General features: G+C 54.4%; 23 protein-coding genes, 1 tRNA gene and 2 pseudogenes. 24 read left to right on the forward strand and 2 right to left on the reverse strand.

Going from position 1 to position 25,532, the window contains the following annotated elements; genetic code table 11:
• From WA928_RS11245 to WA928_RS11275, 7 genes and pseudogenes are all read left to right on the forward strand, one after another.
• On the forward strand, positions 1–501 hold a 501-nt coding region (locus WA928_RS11245; RefSeq protein ID WP_424303509.1), incomplete at its 5' end, for an OB-fold nucleic acid binding domain-containing protein.
• Positions 502–690: 189 nt separating this feature from the next.
• Positions 691–2,175: a nucleobase:cation symporter-2 family protein gene (locus WA928_RS11250; RefSeq protein WP_424303512.1), complete on the forward strand. Its 1,485-nt coding sequence runs from the start codon at positions 691–693 to the stop codon at positions 2,173–2,175.
• Positions 2,176–2,373: 198 nt separating this feature from the next.
• Positions 2,374–2,946, forward strand: a complete 573-nt coding sequence (locus tag WA928_RS11255) for a Panacea domain-containing protein (RefSeq protein ID WP_350380961.1) — start codon at positions 2,374–2,376, stop codon at positions 2,944–2,946.
• 3 nt (positions 2,947–2,949) lie between these two features.
• Positions 2,950–3,144: a hypothetical protein gene (locus WA928_RS11260; RefSeq protein WP_424303515.1), complete on the forward strand. Its 195-nt coding sequence runs from the start codon at positions 2,950–2,952 to the stop codon at positions 3,142–3,144.
• Positions 3,145–3,147: 3 nt separating this feature from the next.
• Positions 3,148–3,654, forward strand: a complete 507-nt coding sequence (gene nusG / locus WA928_RS11265; protein WP_424303518.1) for a transcription termination/antitermination protein NusG — start codon at positions 3,148–3,150, stop codon at positions 3,652–3,654.
• 169 nt (positions 3,655–3,823) lie between these two features.
• Positions 3,824–4,165, forward strand: a complete 342-nt coding sequence (locus tag WA928_RS11270; RefSeq protein ID WP_417277144.1) for a type II toxin-antitoxin system HicB family antitoxin — start codon at positions 3,824–3,826, stop codon at positions 4,163–4,165.
• Positions 4,166–4,425: 260 nt separating this feature from the next.
• Positions 4,426–4,809: pseudogene (locus WA928_RS11275) on the forward strand (hypothetical protein); the annotation flags it as partial.
• Between the two features lie 454 nt (positions 4,810–5,263).
• Here the strand turns inward: WA928_RS11275 and WA928_RS11280 are convergent.
• Positions 5,264–5,364 (reverse strand) — tRNA-Asn (locus tag WA928_RS11280).
• Positions 5,365–5,487: 123 nt separating this feature from the next.
• On the opposite strand from WA928_RS11280, the gene WA928_RS11285 reads away from it, so the two are divergent.
• Positions 5,488–6,681 (forward strand): autotransporter outer membrane beta-barrel domain-containing protein, encoded by a 1,194-nt coding sequence (locus tag WA928_RS11285; protein WP_424303612.1) that lies wholly within the window; start codon positions 5,488–5,490, stop codon positions 6,679–6,681.
• On the opposite strand, the gene WA928_RS11290 is transcribed toward WA928_RS11285, so the two are convergent.
• Positions 6,678–7,943, reverse strand: a complete 1,266-nt coding sequence (locus WA928_RS11290; RefSeq protein WP_424303521.1) for an O-antigen ligase family protein — start codon at positions 7,941–7,943, stop codon at positions 6,678–6,680. The two genes, WA928_RS11285 and WA928_RS11290, sit on opposite strands and share 4 nt — an antisense overlap.
• Positions 7,944–8,220: 277 nt before the next feature.
• Here WA928_RS11290 and wbpD point away from each other — a divergent pair, with 277 nt between their 5' ends.
• From wbpD to WA928_RS11370, 16 genes and pseudogenes are all read left to right on the forward strand, one after another.
• Positions 8,221–8,796, forward strand: coding sequence for a UDP-2-acetamido-3-amino-2,3-dideoxy-D-glucuronate N-acetyltransferase (wbpD, locus tag WA928_RS11295; RefSeq protein WP_424303524.1), 576 nt, complete (start codon positions 8,221–8,223; stop codon positions 8,794–8,796).
• Between the two features lie 18 nt (positions 8,797–8,814).
• Positions 8,815–9,906 (forward strand): DegT/DnrJ/EryC1/StrS family aminotransferase, encoded by a 1,092-nt coding sequence (locus WA928_RS11300; RefSeq protein WP_424303527.1) that lies wholly within the window; start codon positions 8,815–8,817, stop codon positions 9,904–9,906.
• 37 nt (positions 9,907–9,943) lie between these two features.
• Complete coding sequence (locus tag WA928_RS11305) at positions 9,944–10,888, forward strand: Gfo/Idh/MocA family protein (protein ID WP_424303530.1); 945 nt, start codon at positions 9,944–9,946, stop codon at positions 10,886–10,888.
• Entirely contained in the window at positions 10,885–11,217 is a 333-nt protein-coding gene (locus tag WA928_RS11310) for a MarR family EPS-associated transcriptional regulator (RefSeq protein ID WP_424303533.1), read from the forward strand. The genes WA928_RS11305 and WA928_RS11310 overlap by 4 nt, the downstream gene beginning before the upstream one ends.
• 13 nt (positions 11,218–11,230) lie before the next feature.
• On the forward strand, positions 11,231–13,123 hold the full coding sequence (locus WA928_RS11315; RefSeq protein ID WP_424303536.1) for an acyltransferase family protein: 1,893 nt from the start codon (positions 11,231–11,233) through the stop codon (positions 13,121–13,123).
• Positions 13,124–13,332: 209 nt separating this feature from the next.
• Complete coding sequence (locus tag WA928_RS11320; RefSeq protein WP_424303539.1) at positions 13,333–14,574, forward strand: lipopolysaccharide biosynthesis protein; 1,242 nt, start codon at positions 13,333–13,335, stop codon at positions 14,572–14,574.
• 57 nt (positions 14,575–14,631) lie between these two features.
• Positions 14,632–15,909, forward strand: coding sequence for a hypothetical protein (locus WA928_RS11325; RefSeq protein ID WP_424303542.1), 1,278 nt, complete (start codon positions 14,632–14,634; stop codon positions 15,907–15,909).
• A 60-nt stretch (positions 15,910–15,969) separates the two neighbouring features.
• Positions 15,970–17,526, forward strand: a pseudogene (locus WA928_RS11330) (IS3 family transposase).
• A gap of 197 nt (positions 17,527–17,723) precedes the next feature.
• Entirely contained in the window at positions 17,724–18,917 is a 1,194-nt protein-coding gene (locus tag WA928_RS11335; protein ID WP_424303545.1) for a D-glucuronyl C5-epimerase family protein, read from the forward strand.
• 122 nt (positions 18,918–19,039) lie between these two features.
• Positions 19,040–19,402 (forward strand): hypothetical protein, encoded by a 363-nt coding sequence (locus WA928_RS11340; RefSeq protein WP_424303548.1) that lies wholly within the window; start codon positions 19,040–19,042, stop codon positions 19,400–19,402.
• Positions 19,403–19,528: 126 nt separating this feature from the next.
• On the forward strand, positions 19,529–20,137 hold the full coding sequence (hisH, locus tag WA928_RS11345; RefSeq protein WP_424303551.1) for an imidazole glycerol phosphate synthase subunit HisH: 609 nt from the start codon (positions 19,529–19,531) through the stop codon (positions 20,135–20,137).
• A 2-nt stretch (positions 20,138–20,139) separates the two neighbouring features.
• Positions 20,140–20,907 (forward strand): AglZ/HisF2 family acetamidino modification protein, encoded by a 768-nt coding sequence (locus WA928_RS11350; RefSeq protein ID WP_424303555.1) that lies wholly within the window; start codon positions 20,140–20,142, stop codon positions 20,905–20,907.
• The gene (locus WA928_RS11355; RefSeq protein ID WP_424303558.1) at positions 20,904–22,049 is read left to right on the forward strand and encodes an N-acetyl sugar amidotransferase; all 1,146 of its coding nucleotides are present in this window, start codon (positions 20,904–20,906) and stop codon (positions 22,047–22,049) included. Before WA928_RS11350 ends, WA928_RS11355 begins: the two co-directional genes overlap by 4 nt.
• Positions 21,965–23,188 carry a glycosyltransferase family 4 protein gene (locus tag WA928_RS11360; protein ID WP_424303561.1) on the forward strand — a complete coding sequence of 408 codons (1,224 nt, stop codon included), beginning with the start codon at positions 21,965–21,967 and terminating at the stop codon, positions 23,186–23,188. Before WA928_RS11355 ends, WA928_RS11360 begins: the two co-directional genes overlap by 85 nt.
• A gap of 17 nt (positions 23,189–23,205) precedes the next feature.
• Entirely contained in the window at positions 23,206–24,300 is a 1,095-nt protein-coding gene (gene wecB, locus WA928_RS11365; protein WP_424303564.1) for a non-hydrolyzing UDP-N-acetylglucosamine 2-epimerase, read from the forward strand.
• Positions 24,300–25,526: a glycosyltransferase family 4 protein gene (locus WA928_RS11370; RefSeq protein WP_424303567.1), complete on the forward strand. Its 1,227-nt coding sequence runs from the start codon at positions 24,300–24,302 to the stop codon at positions 25,524–25,526. Before wecB ends, WA928_RS11370 begins: the two co-directional genes overlap by 1 nt.
• Positions 25,527–25,532: the final 6 nt, after the last annotated feature.

Consider the following 25,532-nt stretch of genomic DNA (forward strand, 5'->3'; position numbering starts at 1 on the left):
GCCGTGCCCCCGCAAGGCTTGCTGCGCGACGCCCTGCAAGACGATCCCATTCCCACCTTGCCCGAAGCCACCGAAGGGCAGGGCATTGCCAGCGATTACCGCGCCCTGGGCCTAAGCCTGGGCCGCCATCCCGTGGCCTTGTTGCGTGCCCGCCTGCAGGCCGGCCAACTGCTAAGCGCCGCGCAGCTGGCGGGCCTGCGCAACCGCCAGCTGGCGCGCGCCTGTGGTTTGGTCACTGTGCGCCAACGTCCGCAAACCGCCAAGGGCGTGGTGTTTATCACGCTGGAAGATGAAACCGGCCCGGTAAACGTGGTGATTTGGCCGGATGTTTTTGCGCGCCAGCGCCAGCCCGCGCTGCAGGCCACCTTGCTGGCGGTATATGGCGTCTGGCAAACCGATGGCCGGGTGCATCACCTGATTGCCCGCCGCCTGGTGGATCGCAGCGATTGGCTGGCCCAGGCGCTGGATGGTCTCACTGTGGGATCCCGGGATTTCTGTTGATCCATCCATGCGTGCAAAAAGCGCTTGGGCAGCCCCGTGTTTACCCTGATTAGCCGCCCCGGCACCCGTCTCCTTCAAGGGTTATCCCGGAATTATGCGTGAAGCTGAAACCGCCTTATGGGAGATTTCCTATAGCCCTTGCCCGTGCGCTTCTGTACATTGCCACACAGAACTATTCTGGAGACAACCATGAACAATGCCGTCGCCCCAGTAGATGAGATGTTGCCCATGGGCAAACTTACTGCGCTGGGTTTGCAACACGTGCTGGTGATGTATGCGGGCGCCGTGGCCGTGCCGCTGATCATCGGGCGCGCGCTTAACCTGGATGCCCACGAGGTCTCGCTGCTGATTGCGGCCGACCTCTTTGCTTGCGGCCTGGCCACGATTATTCAATCGCTGGGGGCCACGCAGTGGTTTGGCATCAAGCTGCCCGTGATCATGGGCGTCAGCTTTGCACCCGTGGGCCCGATGATCCACATCGCCACCACCAACCCCGGGCACGAAGGCGCCCAGTTATTATTTGGCACCATTATCGCGGCGGGGATCATCACCATCATCATCGCCCCGTGGATCAGCCGGCTGTTAAGGTTTTTCCCGCCCGTGGTTACCGGCACCATCATTGCCATCATCGGCATCACCCTGATGCGCGTGGGCATCAACTGGATCTTTGGCAACCCCTTTGGCCCCACCGCGCCATCCACGGTAGACCCCAGCTATGTCGAGTGGCTTAAAAGCGCACAGGTAGCGGCCTCGGCGCCGGGTTCGCCCCTGGCCACCGTGCCCCAGGGCTTGTCGATTATGCCCACCGTGCCCAACCCCCGGTATGCCAACCTTACCGGCGTGGGCATCGCCGCCATCGTGCTGGTGTCCATCCTGCTGATTGCCAAATTCAGCAAGGGCTTTTTGGGCAATATCGCCGTGTTGCTGGGCATTGTGGTGGGCGCCATCGTGGCCACCAGCATGGGCATCATGAACTTCGACAAAGTGGCCAAGGCCGCCTGGGTGGACGTGGTGCTGCCATTTCACTTCGGCATGCCCAAGTTTGATTTCTGGATGATTCTCACCATGACTCTCGTGATGATCGTCATCCTGATCGAATCCACGGGGATGTTTTTGGCCTTGTCGGACATGACCGGCAAGAAGATCAGCCAAAAAGACCTGGCCCGTGGCCTGCGCACCGATGGCCTGGGCACCCTGATTGGCGGCATCTTCAATACGTTTCCGTATTCCAGCTTCTCGCAAAACGTAGGCCTGGTGGCCGTAACCGGCGTGCGCAGCCGCTTTGTGTGCGTGGCCAGCGGGGTCATCCTGCTGATTTTGGGTCTGCTGCCCAAGCTGGCCGCCTTGGTAGAATCCTTGCCCACCGTGGTGCTGGGCGGCGCCGGCATCGTGATGTTTGGCATGGTTACCGCCACCGGCATCCGCATCCTTAGCGGCGTGGATTTCAAAGACAACCGCCACAACGCCATCATCGTCGCTATTGCCATCGGCATGGGCATGATCCCCATGGTGGCCCCGCACTTCATGCAATGGATGCCCAAGGCCATCCACCCGCTGATCGAATCCGGCATCTTGCTTACCTCCTTGTCGGCCGTGCTGCTTAACCTGTTCTTTAACGGCGCCCCGCACGACACCCAAGGCGCGGTAGAAGCCGCCAAACACGCCGAAGCGTGATCTGGCAGCCGGGCTCTGCCTCTCTAAAAAAGAGACGAGTTCCGGCTAATCGTTTATTGGAAACCATCGCCTGAAGCATCGGCGGTGGTTTTTTGGATGTGATTGAATTGCCCACGTAATGTCGTGCTCAGGGTGGTGCCTTTCGAGAGCAGATGCGATAATGTGTATCTCTGGTTTCTGCACAGAGAGGCCCTTTAGATGATCCACAGACGACGCCTACTCAACGCAATCGTGTTCTTTGCTCAGAACACTCAGTATTGCGGAAAAATCAAACTCTTCAAACTGCTGTATCTGCTCGATTTCGAGCATTTCCGGCAAACAGGCAAGAGCGTAACCGGCTATGCCTATCAAGCCTGGAAATTCGGCCCAGTTCCTGTCGATCTCATGGAAGAATGGGAGCAACTGGAAGCCGATTTAAGCGCTGTGATCGAGATTGTTCCAGAAATCGTCATTGATTATGTGCGCCAAACCGTAAAACCGCGCAATGGTGTCGCGTTTGATGATCAGGATTTTTCCCCACGTCAGCTGCGCATCATGCAGCGCCTTGTCGACCAATACCACGATACGCAGTCTCCTCCCATGATCGATGTTACGCATACTCAAAATGGCGCGTGGGATCGGGTGTGGCGTGGTGGCGCGGGCGATCGTGATCTCATCCCCTACGAATTAGGGATCCCGGATGATGATCCCAATAAGCCGGCCATTTTGGACATTGCACGAGAGCAAGCCATGTTCCAGGCAGCTCGTCATCCCGATCTCCAAGTCGGCTGATCCGTGCCGCGTTTTCAGGCCAACACCTTATGGCGGGATGCTCACTACTATCGGCATCCTGAAACGGGTGCATTCATGCCAAAATATGTGTTGATCCTGGCGGCCAGCCTTGATGCTGAGGATGCTGTAACGGCAGTGCTGACATCAAAGCCAAATGGTTTGCGCGAAAGCCCACCTTGTCAGCTTGGGGAAGCCTGAGATATGGCGCAATCCGGCCCCTGGTACGTGGCCCACACCAAACCGCGTCAAGAATCCACCGCCTGCCAGCAACTGCTGCGCCAGGATTTCGAGGTGTACCTGCCGCTGTTCAAAGTGTTTAAAAAGCGGCGGGGTGATGCGCTCACCGCCCACGAGCCCATGTTTCCCCGCTATCTGTTTTTGCGCCCCACGCGCGCCACGCAATCCTTATCCGTGGTGCGCTCTACCGTGGGCATCAGCCGCCTGGTGATGTTTGGCAACCAGCCCGCCACCCTGGCCGATACCGCCGTGCAGGCCATCCGCCAGGCCGAGGCCCTGCGCGAAACAGCCAACGATGGCCAGGTAAGCCCCTTTAAACCCGGCATGCCTGTGCAGATCCAGGATTCTCCCCTGGCGGGCCTGCAGGCCCTGGTGCAGGCGGTATCCAAAGACCGCGTCACCTTGCTGCTTACCATCCTGGGCCGGCCCCAAACCGTGCAAGTCGGGCTGGGGCAGATTATGCCCCTGTGATAAAACCGCCTATCCGTAGAACATCGTCTGTACCGGTTTGGACGCTGCCTCCAAAGTAGTGCCTCATTCTCGAGCTCATATTCGAGTGCATGGCATTAGCAACTAAACATTAGTTGCTAATACTAAAAAACTGAGGCAAGATTCATAGGCTGAAAGAATGGGGGTTTCTATGAGTAATGTCCTGGAATACAAAGGATACCTGGGCACTGTCGAGTTCAGTGTTGAGGACAACTGCCTGTGCGGCAAGGTCGAGTTCATCAACGATCTGATTCTGTTTGAAGGCACCTCTATCAAAGAAATCCAGCAGGCGTTTCGGGACGCCATAGATCATTATTTGCAATCTTGTGCGGCACGCCAAGTGCCGCCAGAGCATCCTTTCAAGGGCAGTTTCAATGTTCGGGTGGGCCGCGATCTGCACCAAAAAGCCGCCTACGAAGCCCGCCGCCGAGGCGTTGCCCTGAACGAACTGATCATCCAGGCACTAAAAAACGAAATGCGCGTCAGCGGTTAACGATTAAAGCTCATCTGGCGTTACCGTCACAGGCTGCTGTCCTTTGCCGGTTTGAGCGTGCGTCATCACGTATCACCCGGGCTAGTGTCAATCAAACAAAAATCAAATTTTCAATAAATTGCTTTAAAAATCAACTAATTGCCAGGTAAAAAAATCCCCCAAATCTGCTATTTCTGACAGTTACAAATTAGGCACAGCTCCTGTAAAAAGCACATAGGTCAAATGTGACCAGATAAAACTACAGGAGACAGAACATGTCGATGTCCATCCGACAAACTGCTGTGTTGTGTGCTTGTTTAGGTTTACCGCCCCCCGCCGCGCTGGCGGCGCCACCCGAGGCACCGTGGGATTCGTCCCCGGTGCCTTTTATTTTGTCTGGCGATCTCTACACGCCCGGCACCAGCCTTGCCACCGCCCGCAAACAAATCCTGCAGGCCACCAGCGGCTTTAGCGTGGCGCCGGGCCTTACCCTGCAGCTGCAAGGCCCTATCTGCCCCGCTGGCAGTACCAGCAGCCAGGCTGGGCAGTGCCTGGACCCCGCCAGCCCGCCGCCGCCTTATGCGCCCACCGCCTTGATCAAACTGGGGCAAGGCCACTTGCAGCTATCCGGGGCCAATGCCTGGCAAGGCAGCCTCTTGCTGGCCGAAGGCAGCCTGGGCCTGGCCGATGGGCAATCGCTGGGGCATGCCCAAAACACCCTGAACATGGCCCCCGGCACACGCCTGCAACTGGCCGATGGCCTATTGGCCGACCAAAGCCTGCAGGTGCAGCCCTTTGCCGCCGTGGCCGCCGCGGTGGCAACTGTGCCTGCCGCCTGGGGCGTGCCGCCCCTGATGCCCAGCGGCCCCGAGGCCATCTTTGATGTACCCGGCGGCGTGGCCAGCTGGCGCGAGCTGATTACCGCCATGGCCCCCCTGCGCAAAACCGGTGCCGGTACCTTGCGTTTGCTGGGCACCAGCTATGCCTTTGGCCAAACCTTTACCCTGCAAGAAGGTGGCCTGCAGGTGGGTGACGGCACCGCACCCCTGGGCCAGTTCTGGTTTGGCGATATCAACGTATTGCCAGGCACCGTGCTCTCGGGCATTGGCCTGATGGATGTGGCCCGGGTGGCCGGCCAGCTACAGCCCGGCACCCCCACGCAAACCGGCACCCTGCTGTTTAACAGCCAGCTGCTGCTGGCCGATAGCGCCCACACCCGCATCCGCATCGATGCCCAGGGCCAGGCCGATAAGCTGTGGTCTTTTGGCACCGCGCGCCTGGCAGGCAGCCTGCTGGTAAGCCCCACACCCGGGCAATGGGCCCCCAGCCAGCGCTGGACAATCGTGCAGGCGGACGGCGGCCTGGACACCACCTTGCTCAAGCCAGGAGACCCAGCCGCCACCACCCCCGTGGGCCTAAGCACCGGCCTTGGGCGCTTTAGCCATGTGGCCAGCATCTTGCCCTATCTGGATCCCGTGCTGCAATACAGCGCCACCACCGTTACCCTGGGCCTGAGATACAACGACCGCGGCCTGAACACGGCCGACGCCAGCTGGCGCAGCGCCTTGCTGGAAGACAGCCGCTTTGCGCGAGAATCCGCCCTGCAGCACACCGGCAGCGGCCAGGGCTGGGTGCAAACCTGGGCCGCCAATACCCAGCGCCACAGCCAGCACGGCCTGCCAGGGGATGACCGCGACACCCAGGGCCTGCAGCTGGGCATCAGCCGGGCGCTGGGGGCAGGGGCCGATGCGCCGGGTGCCACCGGCCTTGCGGCCAAGCGCGCAGTGTCCCGCCTCTATCTGGCCGCTTTTGCCGGTATCCAAAGCACCCGCCAGCACACCCAAAACGGCGCCATACCAGTATCCCCATCTGCACAACAATACGATGTGCATGATGAGTCGGCCCATTTTGGTTTGGCGGCCGAAGCCCATCTGCGGGATATCGTGCTAAGTGTTGGCGCAGCGCAGTCTGCCCATCGGGCACAACTGACGCGCCCGCTGCCCTGGGGCGAGGCTGCCTTGCACAGCCGCGCCCGTGCCCGCCTAAGCCAGCTTTGGCTGCAACTGCGCCCCAGCCAAGGCTGGGCGCTGGGCGATTGGGAAATAGCCCCCTGGGGCCGCCTGGTGTGGCTACGCTTAAACCGGGGTGCCTACACCGAGACCGGTGGCCTGGCTGCCACGCAGCTGCCCGCCACCACCGTATCGCGCACCCTTGGCCAGCTGGGCCTGCGTGCCCAGCGCTTGTGGCCGGGGCCTTATGGCGATGCGCAGATGTTTGCGCAAGCAAGCCTGCGTACCCTGTGGGGTGACACCACAGTAAGCAGCCCCCAGGCCTATCGGGCCGAGCCCGATGTGCTGCGCCAGGCCAGCGGCCTGCCACTTGCCCGCCATGCCTGGCAGCTGGATCTGGGTGTGCAGGCGCCGATCTCCCAAAGAGCCACGGTAAATCTGGCGTATACCGGGCAGCGCGGGGCAGGGGTGTGGCAGCATGGGGTTTGGTTGGGGGTAAGGGTAGCGCTGGATGGCAAGCTGCGCTAGGTAGGTGAGGAAGATGCGGCGTTGGCCTCGGCCTGCCGCATCGTTGCCCACCAGATGGCCAGCGAGATCAGGAAGAACATCACGCCGTTGTTACGGCCCAAAATTACCTGTGTAAGGCCAAAGGCCGCAAACCCCGCAGGCAGGCTGGCCCCACAGCAGGCCAGCACCCGTACGGTGATGTCGGCGTGGAACAACCGTTGGGCAAAATACCAAAAGCTGGTGATGAGCAGTGCCAAAAATGCGATAAGGCCCAAAGTGCCCTGGTGTAGCCAGATCTCGATAAACTGGTTATGCGTATTCGCCAGCGTGGCCACAAAAGGGGGGGTTTGGCCGGTGCTTACCAGCTCTTTTAACTGCGCATCGTAATCTGCGTGCCCCCAGCCTAATAAAGGTTTTTTGGGGATGCTAATAAGGGCGGCTTTCCAGGCCTCAAGGCGTGACCCCACGTTATTGGTGGCATCGCCTTGCTGGCTGTAGGCCTGCCATTCGGCAAAGGCCTCGTTTACGCGGCGCTCGGCTATCTGCCCAGCGGGCAGCAAGGCCACCACAAATACAAGGGCGGCAAGTAGTACTACCAGTGCCGGTATCAGGGTGCGGGCATGCTGCCGGCGCACCAAACACAGCCCTGCCAATACTAACAATACGGGCACGGCCACCAACCCTCCGCGGGTGGCAGCCGCTGCAAACGCGTACACGCCTGCTGTAGCCCCCAGCAGCAGCAGGGCTGCCCAGATCCAGCGCTGTTGGGCCGTAAACAAGGCGGCCCCCAGCACACACCAAAACCCCAGCAGCAGGGCGATGTCGCCAAACGGAATGGCGCTGGTGAGAAAGCCTGCTGCCCGGGGGATCCCCCAAACATGCAACTGCCACCAAGCCACGGCGGCTGCTCCCAGGCATCCAGCGACAAGCCCCAGCCACAACCAGTGTTGGCGTAGCCGCACTTGTCGTAGTCCCCAAAGCACAGGGATGGCCAGCAAGTACCGCGCGCCTTGATCCAGATACTTACCAGAATCTGCGTGCCAGACCACCGCCACCGCATTAAGCAAAAACACAGCCAGAAACAGCGTGGTTAAGGTTTTATCCTGCACATCCCAATGGCTGGTGTGGGCTGAAGCGGTATTTCCATTCCAGTGTGATCGATTGCAAAACCGCATTGCCAGCCAGCAACCAGCTCCGCCCAGCAGCAACAGGCCGCCGCCCCAAGAGTAGCCGCCAGGCACAGACAGCGTTAACGCAAAAAAAAGTGCTGCGCAGGCAGACATCCATAAAGATGCTGGATGCGTAAGGGTTGGCGTATGGTGCACGAGAGGATATGGATAAAGGAACTAAACGGTGTATTTTACGGTGCCAATTTGCTGGCAAAGCACTGAATTACGCGGGTAAATCTGCGTGCTGTATTGTGAATGGTGTTATTTCGTCGGCCTACCCTTTTAGGGATCACCTTCGATGGTGTATTATCGCGTTCACGCCTTGAACATCAACAAAGCGCTTGCTGACCGTGTCACAGCACGGCGGTAGCGTGTCTGAAGATCTCGAACAATGTCCCATACCCAACACGAAACCGCCATCGTCGATCCCGGCGCGCAGATTGGCGAAGGATCCCGCGTCTGGCATTTTGTCCACGTCTGCGGCGGCGCTCGAATCGGCGCCGGGGTGTCCCTGGGCCAGAACGTCTTTGTCGGCAACAAGGTCGTGATCGGCGACCGCTGCAAGATTCAGAACAACGTCTCCGTCTACGATAACGTTACCCTGGAAGAGGGCGTGTTCTGCGGCCCCAGCATGGTGTTCACCAACGTATACAACCCCCGATCCCTGATCGAGCGCAAGGACGAGTACCGCGACACCCTGGTCAAAAAGGGCGCCACCCTGGGCGCCAACTGTACCGTCGTGTGCGGCGTCACCATTGGGGAATATGCGTTCGTTGGGGCGGGCGCTGTCGTCAATAAAGACGTCAAGCCCTACGCCCTGATGGTTGGCGTGCCCGCCCGCCAGATCGGCTGGATGAGCGAACACGGCGAACAACTGGCCCTGCCCCTGAGCGGCGATGGCGAAGCCATCTGCACTCATACCGGCGCCACCTACCGTCTGACCGACGGCCGCTGCGCCCGCCTTTGAACCCACTAAAGCGAAACCATGCAATTCGTCGACCTGCACGCCCAGTATCAACGCCTGAAATCCGATATCGATGCCGGCATCCAGCGTGTGCTGGCGCACGGCCAGTTCATCCTGGGGCCGGAAGTGGCACAACTGGAAGAACACTTGGCCAACTACACCGGCACCAAGCACTGCATCACCGTCGCCAACGGCACCGATGCCCTGCAGATCGCCCAGATGGCGCTGGGCATCAGCCCGGGCGACGAGGTCATCACCCCGGGCTTCACCTACATCGCCACCGCCGAGACCGTCGCACTGCTGGGCGCCAAGCCTGTCTACGTCGACATCGACCCGCGCACCTACACCCTGGATCCAGCCAAACTGGAAGCCGTCATCACCCCCCGCACCCGCGCCATCATCCCCGTGTCTCTGTACGGCCAGTGCGCCGACATGGATGCCATCAACGCGGTTGCCGCCAAACACGGTTTGACGGTCATCGAGGATGCGGCTCAAAGCCTGGGTGGCAGCTACAAAGGCCGCAAGAGCGGTAATCTATCCACGATTGCTTGTACCAGCTTTTTCCCCAGCAAGCCCCTGGGCTGCTACGGCGATGGCGGTGCGATCTTCACCAACGATGATGCCCTGGCCACCGTGCTGCGCCAGATTGCTCGCCACGGCCAGGATCGTCGCTATCACCACATCCGCGTCGGCGTGAACAGCCGCCTGGACACCCTGCAGGCCGCCATCCTGTTGCCGAAGCTGACCGTGCTGGATGACGAGATCGCCGCCCGCCAGCGCGTGGCGGACACCTACACCCGGCTGTTCAATGCGGCAGGTGTCCAGGCCACACCGGTCATCGAAGCCCACAACGTCTGCGCCTGGGCGCAGTACACCGTGCAGATCGATCAGCGCGATGCCGTGCAGGCCGCGCTGAAAGCCGCCGGTATCCCCACCGCAGTGCATTACCCCATCCCCCTCAATCGCCAGCCTGCCGTGGCGGACGACAGCGCCTCGCTGCCTGTCGGTGATGCTGTCGCCGAACGCGTCATGAGCCTGCCGATGCATCCGTATCTAGACGATGATGCCATCAGTCGCGTCGTCGATGCCGTGGCACAGTGCCTATCGGCCTGAGCTGGAATCCCTTTTTCATCCAACCTAAACGAGAGACATGAAGAACTTCGCTCTGATCGGCGCCGCCGGCTATATCGCCCCGCGCCATATGAAAGCTATTAAAGACACCGGTAATCGCCTGGTGGCGGCCCTGGATCCCAATGATTCCGTAGGAATTATTGACAGCCACTTCCCGGATGCGGAGTTTTTCACGGAATTCGAGCGCTTCGACCGCCATATCGACAAGATGCGCCGGTCCGATAAGTCGGAAAACATTGATTATGTCTCCATCTGTTCGCCCAACTACCTGCACGATTCGCACATGCGTTTCGCCCTGCGATCCGGGGCGGATGCCATCTGCGAAAAGCCGCTGGTCCTGAATTCCTGGAACATCGATGGTCTGCAGGATATCGAGCGCGACACGGGCCGCAAGGTCAATACCATCCTGCAATTGCGGGTGCACCCGGCCATCGTGGCGCTGCGAAACCAGGTGGCCGCCCAGAAAAAGGATGCCAAACACGAGGTCGACCTGACCTATATCACGTCTCGCGGTCATTGGTACCTGCAGTCCTGGAAGGGCGATGTGAAGAAATCCGGCGGCATTGCCACCAATATTGGCGTGCACTTCTTCGATATGCTGCATTACATCTTCGGCGAACTGCAAGCCAATGTGGTCCACGCTAATGCGGAAACCCATGCGGCCGGCTATCTGGAATATGAACACGCACGGGTGCGCTGGTTCCTGTCCGTGGATTATGCGGATGTACCGGAAGCGCAAAGGGCTGTGGGCCAGCGCACGTACCGGTCCATCACTGTGGATGGCCAGGAAATCGAGTTCTCGGGCGGTTTCACCGACCTGCATACGCGCAGCTACGAGGAAATTCTGGCTGGTCGTGGCTTCGGGCTGGAGGAAAACCGCACGGCCATTGAAACCGTATCGGCGATCCGCAATGCGTCGTTGGCTCCCTTGACAGGGGACTATCACCCCTTCCTGAAAAAATGACTGCCGGCGTCTACGAAGAAAGCCACCTGAAAGTTCTGCGTCTCCTGGAATCCGACCCGGGATTGAGCCAGCGCGACTTGTCCCAGGCGCTGGGCATCAGCCTGGGCAAGACCAATTACTGCGTGCGCGCCCTGTTGGACAAAGGTCTGATCAAGATGCAGAACTTTCGCAATAGTGACAGGAAGCTGGGGTATGCTTACTTGCTGACCCCGGCTGGCATCGCAGCCAAAGCGGATCTGACCCGGAGCTTCCTGAAAATCAAGATGCAGGAATATGAAGCTCTGAAGCAGGAAATCGAGCAATTGAAGTCCGAAGCCGAACACTATTGAAGCGGCCGAAGACGTGAATCACCAGGTCATAAGATACCGGGCGGACATTGATGGGCTGCGTGCCGTCGCTGTCCTGTCCGTCCTGTTGTTTCATATCAACTTCAACTGGGTGCCAGGAGGGTACACCGGCGTCGATATTTTCTTCGTCATTTCCGGTTATCTGATCACCGGGATCATCGGACGAGAAATCGAGCAGGGTCGATTTTCCCTGCGGGCATTCTACGTTCGCCGGATCCGCCGCATTCTGCCGGTGTTCTACGTGGTGTTGGCCTGCTCTGCCGCGGCGGGGGCAGTCCTGTTGCTGCCAGCGGATCTTCATGCGTTCCTGGCATCTCTTCGACGCGCCTTGTACTTCACGGCGAACGTCTATTTTTCGAAGGATAGGGGATACTTCGACATCGCGGCAGATGAAAAGCCATTGCTGCACACTTGGTCTCTGTCGATCGAGGAGCAGTTCTATTTCATCTGGCCTTTGACCCTGCTGCTGTTCTATGCAATAGGTACACGGTTTTTCAAGCAGCGCAGGGTAGTGAACCAATCGGCGACGATTGCGCTGACCGCTTGTCTGGCCGTGGCGGGGATCGCCTATGCGCAGTGGATGCTGGTTCAGCATCCCGGCGAGACGCGCTGGTATTTCCTGCTGCAGACGCGATTCAGTGAATTGATGATAGGTGCGCTGATAGCTATCGTGCCTTTCAGATCGTCCAGCGCTGCATGGCGGCGAGCCATGGCTTGGTTGGGTGGTTTGCTAATCGCGCTGGGTTTGTTCGCTTTGACGAAGAATTCCTTGTTTCCGGGGCTCAATGCGCTGTTGCCATGCACTGGGGCTGCTCTGCTGATCTATTCCGGCCAAGGTGTGGAGACGCCGACGTGGCCGCACGAGCTGCTGGCGCACCGGGCCATGGCCGGCCTGGGCCTGTTATCCTATTCCATGTACCTGTGGCACTGGCCTGTTCTGGCCTATATGCGGTATGTCTATGGCAGCTATGCTTTGCCATGGCTGTGGGTGGTGGGCGTCGTCGCGTCGACCATCGCGTTGTCGCTGCTTTCCTACCAATATGTGGAATGCCGCACCAAATCTCTGGCAGTGACGTTTCCCAGGGCATTTCTTGGAATCTTCCTGATTCCAGCTGCATTGCTGGCCGCATGCACCTATTGGGTGCAGGCTGTCAGGCCTGTCACGCCGCAGCCTGCGGAGCTGACCTCGTATGGAACTGACGTCTGCCATGGGAACTTCAGCAAGCGTTGTGTGCGGGGGGCTCCCGGAAAACAGCCGACCGTGCTGGTCATCGGGGATTCGCACGCAGCCGCCTTAAACGAGTTCATCGATGTGGTGGGACGCCATGAAGGCTGGGCTGCCCGAGTGCTGACCGCCAGCTCCTGTTCTCCAATGTTTGGTTATGACGAGAAAGTATTGCCATCGTGGGCGCAAAAGCCATGTGTCGATCTGAAGGCATATGTCTCCGACCACTATGCGGAGTATGACGCTGTCGTCATCGCATCGTTCTGGGCGTATCAGCTTGGGATGACGGAAATCCAGGCAGATCCGCATTACTTGGATAGGTTGACGGAAACACTGCACAAGATATCGGTGTCAGTACCTGTGTATGTGGTTTCGGATGTGCCCAGACTGTCTGTGTCGCCATTCAGAGAGATATATTTTCAGCGGTTAGGGCTGAATGTGAAAAGGCCGTCTTCGAGAGTGACTATGCGCGCCAACAGCATCGTTCGTAACGTTGTTGAGAAGGTGGCAAATACACGGTGGATCGATTTGGGATCCACATTGGCCAATTTTCAGCGAGGGGGCTATCAGGGCAAACCCACGTATTTCGATGAGCAGCATTTGAATGTATATGGGGCAAGGGAGTTGGGCGCACTATTTGTTAAAGATCATCGATTATTCTGACGTAGCGATCACACCTTTCAAGTCAGGCGCCAGTGTGCTCCAAGGCCGCGCGCTAGGTGCAGGCGGTGAGTAGTGCTGTTGTAGCCTTTGATGTCAGTGAATGCGGCTCGGAAACAGCCCTTTTCGGTTCGCTCGTTTTGGGTAATCGGAGCATCACTAAATCTATGCCTGAACTTGGTTTCTGAAAAATTAGTAAAGGATGAATGATCTTGGAAGCTGTTGGGAAGAGCTATTGGCGCCAAGTTACATCAGTCTTCATGGGCGCCGCTGCAGCGCAAACAGTGCCGCTCGCTGGCTCCCTGGTTATTGCTCGCCTCTATGCTCCAAATGAGTTCGGGCTATATTCCACTTGGCTGGGTATTTCCTTAATACTGACAGTATGTGTTACTTGTCGCTTTGAGCATGCACTTGGTCTAGAACCTGATGGGGCTCCGCGCGAGAAGCTGGTTGTCTCAGCGCTATTTTTGATAGTTGCAACGGCATTAGTGTTCCTACTAATAGCTACGCTACTCGCCACTTCTGGAAATGTGCCATATTGGAAGTTGCCTGCAGGGCTTACATTGCTGCTGGTTCCTATGACCATGGGTGCTGGGTTCTCATCGGTATGGCAATCGTGGGCTGCGAACAATGGCGACGTCCGTAGCCTTTCCTATATTCGTATCTGGCTTGCTATCTGCGTTACTGTGCTGCAGATTGTGGTGGGTTGGCTCAGGCCAGACGCGACGGCGTTGGCGGCAGCCCAGGTTCTAGGCACTTGGGTAGCCGGTGTAATAAGCTATCGCCGCCTTTCTATTCGGCATGGATTTCCTCGTAGCGCATCTCAAGCTTATTTGTGGATCGCCCGTTCGTTCAGACGCTATAAGAGATTCGCAATGTTATCGCTTCCCGCAGATCTCATCAGCGCGGCCTCCGCACAGCTACCTGTCATTGTCTTAACGAGCCGATTTGGCCCGGAGATTGCTGGGTTTTATGCATTAGCTGCCCGTATGATGGGGGCGCCAGTTTCAACATTGGGCGGTGCTATAAGAGATGTCTTCAAGCGTTTTGCCAATGAAGAATATCGGTTGAGTGGTAATTGCAGGGGTACTTATTCGAGAACGTTTTTCTTGTTGTTGGTAGCGTCGGTGTTGATGGTGTTGGTTCTCTATCCTTTTTCTGAGGATTTGTTTTCAATTTTTTTTGGTGATAATTGGCGCATGGCAGGTACTGTGGTGACTTGGCTGCTGCCAATGTTTGCGTTGAGATTTATTTCCAGTCCGCTAAGTTATACATTTTATATTGTCCAAAAACAGAACGTAGATTTGATCTGGCAAATTTGTCTATTTTCGATGACGGTTAGTGCATTGACGTCTTTTGATGGCTATAAGGATTCTTTGATTTATTATAGTGTCGGATATAGTGTTTTATATATATTCTATGTAGGATTATCCAAAAAATACAGTAAGGGCTAATTCTTTCTTGTGCCTTATTAGTGAAATATAAGTTGCTTAATGACTATATATAAATTCATGGCGCGATATCTGTTGATTTCTTCAGCTGGCGGCTTGTTGTTTTTTTTGTATGTGAGTTTTATCCAGCCTAATAATTCTTACATGGGTATGGTGCCGCTTTCGTTGGATGCCCCATGGGTTTTCTTATGGACACTATGGAATGCGATTACGGCAATGCTCATGCCACATCGTTTGCGTAAACCATCAGACTGTTTTCCAATGATTTATTCATTGTTTGTGCTGATGACTGGTGCGGTGACATGGGGTGCCTCCGGAGTATTAAGTATTGAGGATGGAGTGATACTTCTGACCTTTCTCGTGGCCTCGATAGTAGTGTATAAATTGTTTGTTGTTGGATGTGGCTATTTTATAAAAACCTGTTTTCCCATACCCTATCTTGCAAATATATCATCGTATGCTGTTCCCGCGTTCGTGTTGCTGATGATTGGGGTTATGGCGGGCATTGCCTCCGGTCAGGTTGGTTCGTTTGGAATACAAGATTCATACGCACGGAGAATTTTAGGAAGAGAGAATTTTCCTGTTGGGGCTCCAGTTTCATACATATTCACAATGGTTTTAAATGGTGTAGCTCCATTTATCGCATTTTTTGGTGCCAGTAAAAAGAGATATTGGCTTCTGCTGCCAGCCTTTGCCTTCAGCATATATGCATACTGGTTGATTGGTACAAAAGCACCCGTATTGTCGGTGGCCTTGTTGGCCTATGTGGGCTATTATTTTCGCACATCGAGTAGGAGTCGCATTCCTATGGGGGTGCTATTATGCATATTTTTATTGTTCCTAGTCGCTTCTGCGGAATATGTAATTACTGGCTATTCTTACATTGCAGACTATTTCGTCCGCCGGGCCTTTGCTGTCACGGGTCAGTTGCAGGGTGTTTATGCCAACTATATATTGCATAGTATGGATTTCGCCGAGTGGATGATTGGATCTTCCTCATTGAAAGGCCAGGCGGTTAGTTTGTTCATTGGTCAGCTGTATTTTAGGAATGAATATACAAATGCCAATACAAACATGCTGCTATATACGCTGGTTCAGCAGGGGGTGATAGGCTGGGCAGTGGCGTTGTTATTTATCGCCGTGGTTTTTTCTATACTTGATCGTCTTTATATCGTACGAAATGCGCGTGAGGCGATGGGGGTTGGATTCCTTTATGCTCTCTTGTTAGCAGAGCAGAGTTATTCCACTGCTTTTGTAAGTTCCGGTGTAGGTGTAATTCTGGTGTTGATAATTTTTTTCCGATTAAAAAAGAAGGGATTCCCCTCTCTGTCAGCATAGTTGGAACCTTTACTGATGTTAGAGTTTGAAGACCAACCCTGGGGCAGACAGAAGGTTCCCATGAAATACCCACCAGAACGCCGCGAGGCGATCCTTGCCAAGCTTGAAGCGCCCTACAACCGCACCGTGAATGATGTAGTTGCCGAAGAAGGCATCTCCACGGCCACCCTGTACGACTGGCGCAAGAGCGCCCGTGGCCGTGGTCGGTTGCGGCCAAACGCCGCACCGACCCCCGAGGGCTGGAATTCCCAAGAGAAGTTCCTGGCTGTCCTGGAGACAGCAGCCATGACCGAAGAAGACCTGGCTGAGTACTGTCGTCGTCTTGGCCTGTATCCGGAGCAGATCCGTCGCTGGCGAGCGAGCTGCGAACAGGCCAATGATCGTAGCGATATGGCCGAGGCTCGCACAAACACAGTCTCCAAGGCCGAACGCAAACGCATCAAGGAGTTGGGGCGTGAGTTGCGCCGCAAGGATGCCGCGCTTGCCGAGACCACGGCGCTGCTGGTCTTAAGAAAAAAAGTCCAGGCGATCTGGGGGGGGGCGAGGAAAAATGACCAATGCCACAGATCGCCGCCGAATCCTTGAATTGGCCAACGGAGCATTGGAGGCAGGCGCACGCCTGCGCAGCATCTGCGCCGAGCTTGGGATTGGCCAGAACACTTACCGGCGCTGGACGCAGGGTGGCTGTGATGGCCGCCCACAGGCTGCCCGCCCAGTCCCGGTCCACGCGCTGACACCCGCAAAGCGCCAGGCCGTGCTCCAAGTTTGCCACCGACCACAGTTCGCCAGTGTGCCACCCGCACAGATCGTGGCCCGACTCCTGGATGATGAGCGGTTGTATCTGGCCAGCGAATCGAGCTTCTACCGCATTCTGCATCAGGCCGGGGAACAACGGCGCCGTGGCCGTCAGGCTGCGCTCCGCCATAAGGAGCCGCCACGGCGCCACCAAGCTGATCGTCCCAATATGTGCTGGACATGGGACGTGACCTACCTGCCCACCCAGGTGCGCGGTCAGTTCTTCTATCTGCATCTGATCGTGGATATCTACAGCCGCAAGGTCGTGGGCTACGAGGTGTTCGACATCGAAAACATGGCCAATAGCGCCGCCATCATACAGCGTGCCGTCTTGCGTGAGCAGTGCGGCCATCGTCCTCTGGTGCTGCATGCCGATAATGGTTCGACCATGAAGGGATCGACCATCCACATCAAGCTCGAAGAGCTGGGCATCACCGCGCATCGCATAGCCGACCCAGGGTGTCGAACGACAATGTCTACTCCGAGACACTGTTCAGAACCTGCAAATACCGGCCCGAGTATCCCGCCGATGGCTTCGCCGATATGACGGCCGCCCGCCGCTGGGTAGCGTCCTTCGTTCATTGGTACAACGATATCCATCGTCACAGCGAGATCCACTGTGTCACGCCGGCACAGCGCCACGTCGGGCTTGATGGCGAGATTCTGCGCAGGCGCCATCACGTGCTCTCTGAGGCCAAGGCTCGCCATCCCGCCCGCTGGTCGGGTGCTGTACGCAACTGCCAGCCCGTCGGTGCTGTATGGCTCATTCCTGATAAGGACATGCTCGCCAGTCATGACCAAAAAGAGTTAGAAGCAGCATGACTCATGTTCCAACTACCTTGACAGACACCGATTCTCCGTTCGTAATGTATAAATTAATCCTATGATTGCATAAATTTGAGAACATAAAGCTTCCTAAGAATGTGCTGATTTTAATGATGTTCATTATTGAATATCATTGGATGTTCATTTAATTAAATATGTTTTCATGAACAAATAATTTTTGTTAGAGCCAAAGAATGAACGACCTTGTCTGTAAAGCCCCTTGTGTGGTTGAAATAAAAAAATGTGCGATCATATCTGTTTTTTTCTATTTGACTATAGGGGCTTCTGTTGTTTACGCTGATACCTGTGTGAAATATTCTATTGCGCCACGAACTATTAGTGCCCCTGCTTCATCGTATGCCTCATCTGGAATGTTCAGCTTGGATGAGAAGGGTATATTGGTATATGACTATGGTATAGCTTATGGTGATCTTGGAAAATTTAGAAATCCATACTTTATATCCAACTATGCTAATGCGCTATATCGAGATTTTATAAATAGTGATTGTAAGAATGAGAGCTATAAGAGGGCCTTTTTAAAGCAAGCAGACTATTTGGTCAGATCTGCTGACTATGAGAACGGGATAGCTTCTTGGCGCTATCCATTTCGCAATGAAGTCTTTGATTTGCCTCCGGGATGGATCTCAGGAATTGGGCAAGCGCGTATTGCTGCGGTTCTGTTGCGAGCCTGGGGACTCACGGGGAACGAGCTATACAGAGGGGTTGCTCATGATGGGATGGAAGCTTATAAACATACCTTAGTGGAGGGAGGGGTCATAACAAAAGATAATGATGTGACTTGGATCGAAGAGGCTCCTAGCCATGATGGACGGAGCTATAAGATCCTGAATGGACATATCACTGCTTTGTCCGGCATCATTGATTATGGGGGACTAACTGGGGATCAGCAATGGGGTGATCTGGTTCGTCGTGCTGTGGCTGCTGTGAGGCGAGATCTACCGAAGTTTGATGCTGGCTTTACTTCCTATTATTCTCTTGGGCAGCCTGGCCCGGATCGTATTATTGCTCCGCGTGAGGACTATAATGCACTTCATGTGGAGCAGCTGCTCTGGCTATACGATCAAACTAGCGATAGCGAGTTCCTGGTATGGGCGAGTAGGTTTCAGGCGTATGAGCTTAATGGCTATAAATATGCTGCTAAAGGATCTGTGGATCCGATTAATCATGGGCCCGATCAAGCAGCAGGGCTTTATGGAAGTCGCTATTGGTCCCATGCGGATTTTCCAACGTGGGTTGAAGTAGATCTAGTTGAAGCTAAGCCTGTGTCGGGCGTTTGGATTGATGGGAATAGTCAGAAAGCCTCACCTAGAAGCTATTCTGTTGATGCGTTTGTGGGGGGGGGCATTGGGAGAGGGTTTATGGTATAAATGATGACGCTAAGAAGCGAAAAATCATAATTTTTGACAGACCAATAGTAACTGACAGAATTCGATTAAATATATATCAAGATAATGGCAATAAAAACACCGCCTTGCAAGCAGTGATTCCCATGCTTGTTAATCCTGAGTATGCGCCTATTACTAATGCATGTAATTATAGGATAAGAGGTAATTTCGATTATAACGTTAGTTCCGTTTCGGATGGGGATCCTTCGACAGGTATGAATGTGTACTGTTCAGGTTGGGTCATTTTTACAAACCCAAAGAAAAACACTCGCCTGTCAGTGAAATATAAAAAATCAAATGATACGGGAATCAAAATAGAATATGCCCAAAAAATTGGACATTGGAATCTCTTGGGAAATTTCTCCGAGCAAGAGATAAGTGATTTATATGTTCCGCCGAGCTTGTTTGTGAGAGTGAGCTTTAATAAAGATATTCAAGAAATAAACGAAATTTCAATGACACATTAAACTCGTCATCTATTGAAAAAAGAAGGCTTGCTTGTTCCTTTTTCTCGTTCCTCTTCCTCGATTTCCTCGCTGGAAAAGTAATGATTTTCGATGGTGCTTCATAAGTGAGGAGAGAAGGATAGTTTCATGATCGGTATTATTGACTATGATATAGGAAATATCGGAGCGGTTGCTAATATGCTAAAGCGACTCGGGTTTCCTTGCGGGATTGCGACTACTGCGGAGGATGTAGAGCAGGCTGATCATATTATTCTCCCTGGTAACGGCGCATTCGATGCATGTATGAGGAACTTGCATGCTAGTGGCTTGATTCCCGTATTGGAGCAGCAAGTGCTGAAGCGGGGTGTGCCATTATTGGGTATCTGCGTAGGAGCACAAATGCTGGGGGTGGGTAGTGCTGAAGGGGCAGAACGCGGGTTAGGGTGGGTGAACATGCAGGTCAAACGCTTCCCACACATGCCAGGCTTGCGCGTGCCTCATATGGGCTGGAATAGAGTCTACCCAGCGATGCCCAAACATCCATTAGTTCAAGAGATGGCACCTGATGCTCGGTTTTATTTTGTCCATAGTTATTACATGATGACAAATGACCCGCATGATGTACTCTTATCATCAGATTACGGTGTAGAGTTTGCGGCTGGAATCGTGAAAGATAATGTTGTTGGCGTCCAGTTTCATCCTGAAAAAAGCCACCGCTTTGGTAAGCAATTTCTAGCTGCTTTTGTGCGAGGATAGCGATGTACCAACCTCGTGTTATACCTTGCCTACTAGTGAGGGGCAATGGTTTGGTTAAAACGAAGAAATATAAGAATGCCGTGTATATTGGAGATCCTGTCAATGCGGTCAGGATATTCAGTGAGAAAGAAGCGGATGAGATTATTGTTCTAGATATCGATGCATCTCGTTTAGGAAGAGAGCCTAATTATGGCCTGGTGGCAGAAATGGCCGGCGAGGCTTTTATGCCTATGGCATATGGGGGAGGAATACGTAGTGTGTCTGAGATCCGGAAGTTGATCCGATCGGGGGTTGAGAAGGTGGTGATCAATACGGAGTTGACGAAGTCTGTCGATGTGGTTCGAGCTGCTGTGGATATATTTGGTAGTCAAGCTATCGTAGGCGCAGTCGATGTCAAACGTAAGTTATTTGGCGGCTATAGCGTAATGGCTCAATCCGCCACTGTGGAAACGGGGATCGATTTAAAAAGACACATTGATAATCTCGTGCAGGCTGGCGTGGGAGAGGTGTTTATTAATGATGTGGACCGCGATGGTGTGATGGAGGGGTATGATCTGAGCTTGGTACGCAGTGTGGTTCAGCAAACTCCCGTGCCAGTAGTAATATGTGGTGGGGCCGGCTCCATGGAACATCTTGTACAGGCTATAAATGATGGCGGTGCGTCAGCGGTGGCTGCGGGCAGTATGTTCGTATTTCATGGGAAACATCGTGCCGTATTGATTAGTTATCCCAAGGCTGTGGAATTGAAAAGAGCGTTTTCTAAATCATGAATCAAAATAGTTACCAATGTTGTGCGCGATGCGTGATGGATACCTCGGATCCTGAAATTATTTTTGATGAGGGTGGTGTGTGTAATCATTGTCATCAATTTGATGAGCGGGCGGGCCGAGAGTGGTTCCCAAACGAAAGTGGACGCCATCAATGGGAGGATATAGTAAAGAAGATTAAAGGGCACGGTCGAGGACAAGAATACGATTGCATCTTAGGATTGAGTGGTGGGGTAGATAGTTCCTATCTGGCTATCAAGGCACATGAATGGGGGTTGCGGCCATTAGTCATGCATGTGGATGCCGGTTGGAATAGCGAGCTTGCAGTCTCCAATATTGAGTCTATTGTTCGGCATTGTGGCTATGATCTCCACACTCACGTAGTGGACTGGGAGGAAATGCGCGATTTGCACTTGGCGTATTTGCGCGCTGGAGTAGCGAATCAAGATGTTCCTCAGGACCATATCTTTTTCGCTAGTTTGTATCATTTCGCCACGCATAATGGCATTCGCTATATCCTGTCTGGCGGGAATTTAGCCACTGAGGGTATTTTCCCCTCGTCATGGCATGGTAGCGCTATGGATGCGATCAACTTGAAGGCTATTCATAGTAAATATGGTAATGATCGGTTATCGCAATACCGCACCATAAGCTTCTTTGATTATTATGTGTGGTATCCATTCTTTAAGAAGATGCGTACATTGAGGCCGTTAAATTACATGCCTTATGATAAGGGAGCAGCTTTGATCGAGCTGGAAGATAGAGTTGGATATAAACCTTATCCTCGCAAGCATGGTGAGTCTCTGTTCACGAAGCTTTTCCAGAACTATTATTTGCCTACTAAATTCGAAATGGATAAGCGTCGTCCACATTTTTCCAGTCTTATCGCCTCCGGGCAGATGGATCGCGATGAGGCGTTGAGGAAATTGGAAGAGCCGCTATATGATCCGATCGAATTGGAAACGGATATTTCCTATTTTTGTAAAAAACTCCGCATTTCCCGTTCTGAGTTCGAGCAATTTATTGACGCACCCATACATCGCTACGATGATTTTCCCAATTGGGACAGCCGCCGCGCTTTGCTGAAGCGCGTTCAATCCTTGGTGGCAAGAAGCCTTGGCCGTACTATCAAGGTGTATTCCTAATTTGTCGATTGGCTCACGAGTTTCATATTTTTTTATCGATGAAAATTACACATCTGACCTCTGTTCATTCGCGGTACGATACCCGTATTTTTCTTAAGGAATGCTCATCGTTATCCAGCCACGGCCATGTCGTGAGCTTGGTTGTGGCCGATGGTAAAGGTGACGAAATTAAAAATGGAGTCGCGATTCATGATGTCGGTGCCTCTCGGGGGCGGCTTGCTCGAATTAGATATGCGCCTGGGAGAGTGTTGAGGAAGGCGCTGGAATTAGATTCCGACGTATACCATATGCATGATCCAGAGCTGCTGCCTATCGGTACCAAGCTTAAAAAGCGTGGTAAAGCAGTGATTTTTGACGCTCACGAGGATGTGCCCAAGCAGTTGTTGAGTAAGCCATATTTAAATCGAATTGCCAGATGGGGGCTATCGCACGCTTTTGCCGCATACGAGCGATCAGTATGCGGAAAGCTGGATGCGATAGTAGCTGCTACGCCATATATTCGTGATAAGTTCTTGGCTATGGGCATGCGCTGTGTGGATGTTAATAATTATCCCCTGCTGGGGGAGCTGTCTATAGATGCATTGGATTGGTCGGTGAAGCGCTGCCAAGTGTGTTACGTGGGCGGCATTGGCCGTATCCGAGGCATTTTGGAAGTAGTGCAGGCGATGGAAAAGGTGACTTGTGGGGCGCGTCTACAACTAGTTGGCCGCTTCTCTGAACCGGCTGTGCAAGCTCGGGTAGGTGCTGACGCAGGCTGGAGTCAGGTGGATGAGCTCGGCTTTCTCGACAGGCGAAAGGTGGCTGAGGTGTTGGCAATGGCAATAGGTGGAATCGTGACTTTCTTACCTCTGCCCAATCATATAGATGCGCAGCCTAATAAGATGTTTGAATATATGAGTGCGGGCGTGCCAGTGATTGCCTCGAATTTCCCTCTATGGCGGCAGATTGTCGAGGGCAATGAATGTGGGCTGTGCGTGGACCCGTTAGACCCAGCAGCGATCGCCCAGGCTATTGACTACCTAGTGGCCAACCCTGTAGATGCAGAACGTATGGGGCACAATGGCCAGAAGGCCGTGCAAGCCTCTTATAACTGGGGCGTTGAAGAGCAAAAATTATTGCAACTTTATGCATCCATATAAGCCATTATCTTAGTGCTATGAAAAAAATCTTGACTGTTTTGGGTGCACGCCCGCAATTTATTAAGGCGAGTGTGGTCTCGCATGCTATTGCCAAGCGACAAGGCCTGACGGAAGTGCTTGTCCATACCGGCCAACACTTCGATGCCAATATGTCAGATGTGTTTTTTGCCGAACTTGGCATGAGCAAACCTGATTATTTTCTCGATATTCACGGGAGCAGTCATGGCGTCATGACGGGCCGGATGCTAGCCGAGGTCGAGAGCGTTCTACTGCGGGAGAAACCCGATGCCGTGCTGGTCTATGGTGATACCAATTCCACTCTGGCTGGCGCACTGGCTGCTGTCAAGCTGCACATCCCAGTGGCGCATGTCGAAGCGGGCCTGCGCAGCTTTAATATGGAGATGCCCGAAGAGGTGAATCGCATTCTTACCGACCGGATTTCGCGTTGGTTATTTACTCCTACGCGGGTCGCTGCTCAGCATTTGACGCGCGAGGGGTTTGCATCCGAACATCTTATAACCGTGGGTGATGTTATGTTTGATGTCGCGTTGCACCATGGCGCTCGCATACAGGCTGGATGTGGGTTGATGAGCCGGCTTGGCTTGCAGCAGAAGAATTATCTGTTGGCTACCGTCCATCGTGCTGAGAACACGGATCATCCTCAGCGTTTGAACGCCATTGTCGACGCACTTGTCGCTACTGCGCGTCGCTTGCCTGTTGTGTGGCCACTTCATCCGCGTACCCGTGCTGTTCTGGAGAAATGTGGACGTCTGGAACAATTGGCGAAGCAGGTGTGCTTGATTGATCCGGTCGGGTACCTGGATATGGTGCAACTGGAGAAATTTGCAGCATTGATTACCACCGATTCGGGTGGAGTGCAGAAAGAGGCTTTCTTTTATCAGGTGCCTTGTGTCACTCTGCGTGATGAAACTGAATGGGTGGAACTGGTGACGGCGGGATGGAATCGCCTTGCCCCACCTGTCGACGATGGTAGCGTAGCACGGGCCATTGATGCTGCCTTGGGAAGCCATGGGGAGGCTTTGCAGCCGTATGGGTCGGGGGATGCAGCGCAGCGGATTGTAGAGCGGCTGGCCAAGGATTTAGGCGTCTGATGAAACAGGTCTGGATACTGAATCACTATGCCAAAGACCCAGGTGGGGCTGGCGGCACACGGCATTTTCACTTGGCAGAGCATTTGCAGGCCTATGGTTGGCAAGCCAGCATCATTGCGGCTAGTGTGGACCACGCCTCGGGCCTGCAGCGTCTGGCTGCGGATGAGACTCAACGCCTAGAAACATTGCAGGGCGTACCGTTTCTGTGGATCCAGACACCGGCTTATAGCGGGAATGGCGGCGCTCGCGTGCGCAATATGTTGGCTTATACGTGGGCCGTGCTTCGTCGGCACACCACGGCTAAGTTGCCGCGTCCAGACGTGGTGATCGGATCCAGTGTGCATCCTTTCGCTGCTGTGGCCGGGGCGCTGTTGGCGCGACGCTATCGGGTGCCATTCATTTTCGAAGTGCGTGACCTGTGGCCGCAAACTTTGGTGGATATGGGACGTTTGAGTGAAAAGTCGCTGTTGACGTGGGGGCTGCGCAAGTTGGAGCGCTGGCTCTACCGTCAAGCGGCGCGCACTATCGTGCTGTTGCCTCGTGCTTGGGAATATATCGTGCCCCTTGGCGTGGCGCGTGAGCGTGTAGTGTGGATTCCTAACGGAGTGGATCTGTCACTGTTTGATCAGATCGCCCCCGCTGGCGAATTGGGTGATGATGGCTTCACGCTGATGTATTTTGGTGCGCATGGGCAGGCCAATGGCTTGGACAATGTGCTGCAGGCTATGGCGTTGGTGGAGCGTATGCCTGATGCACCTCCAGTTCGCTTGCGATTGATAGGGGATGGGCCGCTTAAATCTGCCTTGCAAGAGCAGGCGCGGGCGCTGGGTTTGGGCTGGGTGCGGTTTGAGGCGCCTGTGCCCAAAAGCCGGATACCAGCCTTGGCTGCGCAGGCGGATGCCTTTGTATTCAATCTGATTGATGCCCCCGTCTTTCGCTATGGCATCAGTTCCAATAAGCTATTTGATTTTATGGCAGGCGCCCGCCCGATCATTTTCAGTTGTGATGCGTCAAATAATCCCGTTGAAGATGCACAGGCGGGTCTGACCGTGGCGCCGGGCCATCCCCGTGATCTGGCAGAAGCCATCGTGCGAATTGCCAGTATCCCGTTGGCTGAGCGCCAGCGCATGGGCTGCGCTGGGCGCGCATATGTGGAGAGCCATCACAGTTTTGTACAGTTAGCTCAGCGGTTGGCACAGACGCTGGATGATGTGTGCGCCGGATAGAAGCGA

The sequence above is a fragment of the Castellaniella sp. genome (assembly GCF_049651205.1).
Lineage (GTDB): Bacteria > Pseudomonadota > Gammaproteobacteria > Burkholderiales > Burkholderiaceae_B > Castellaniella.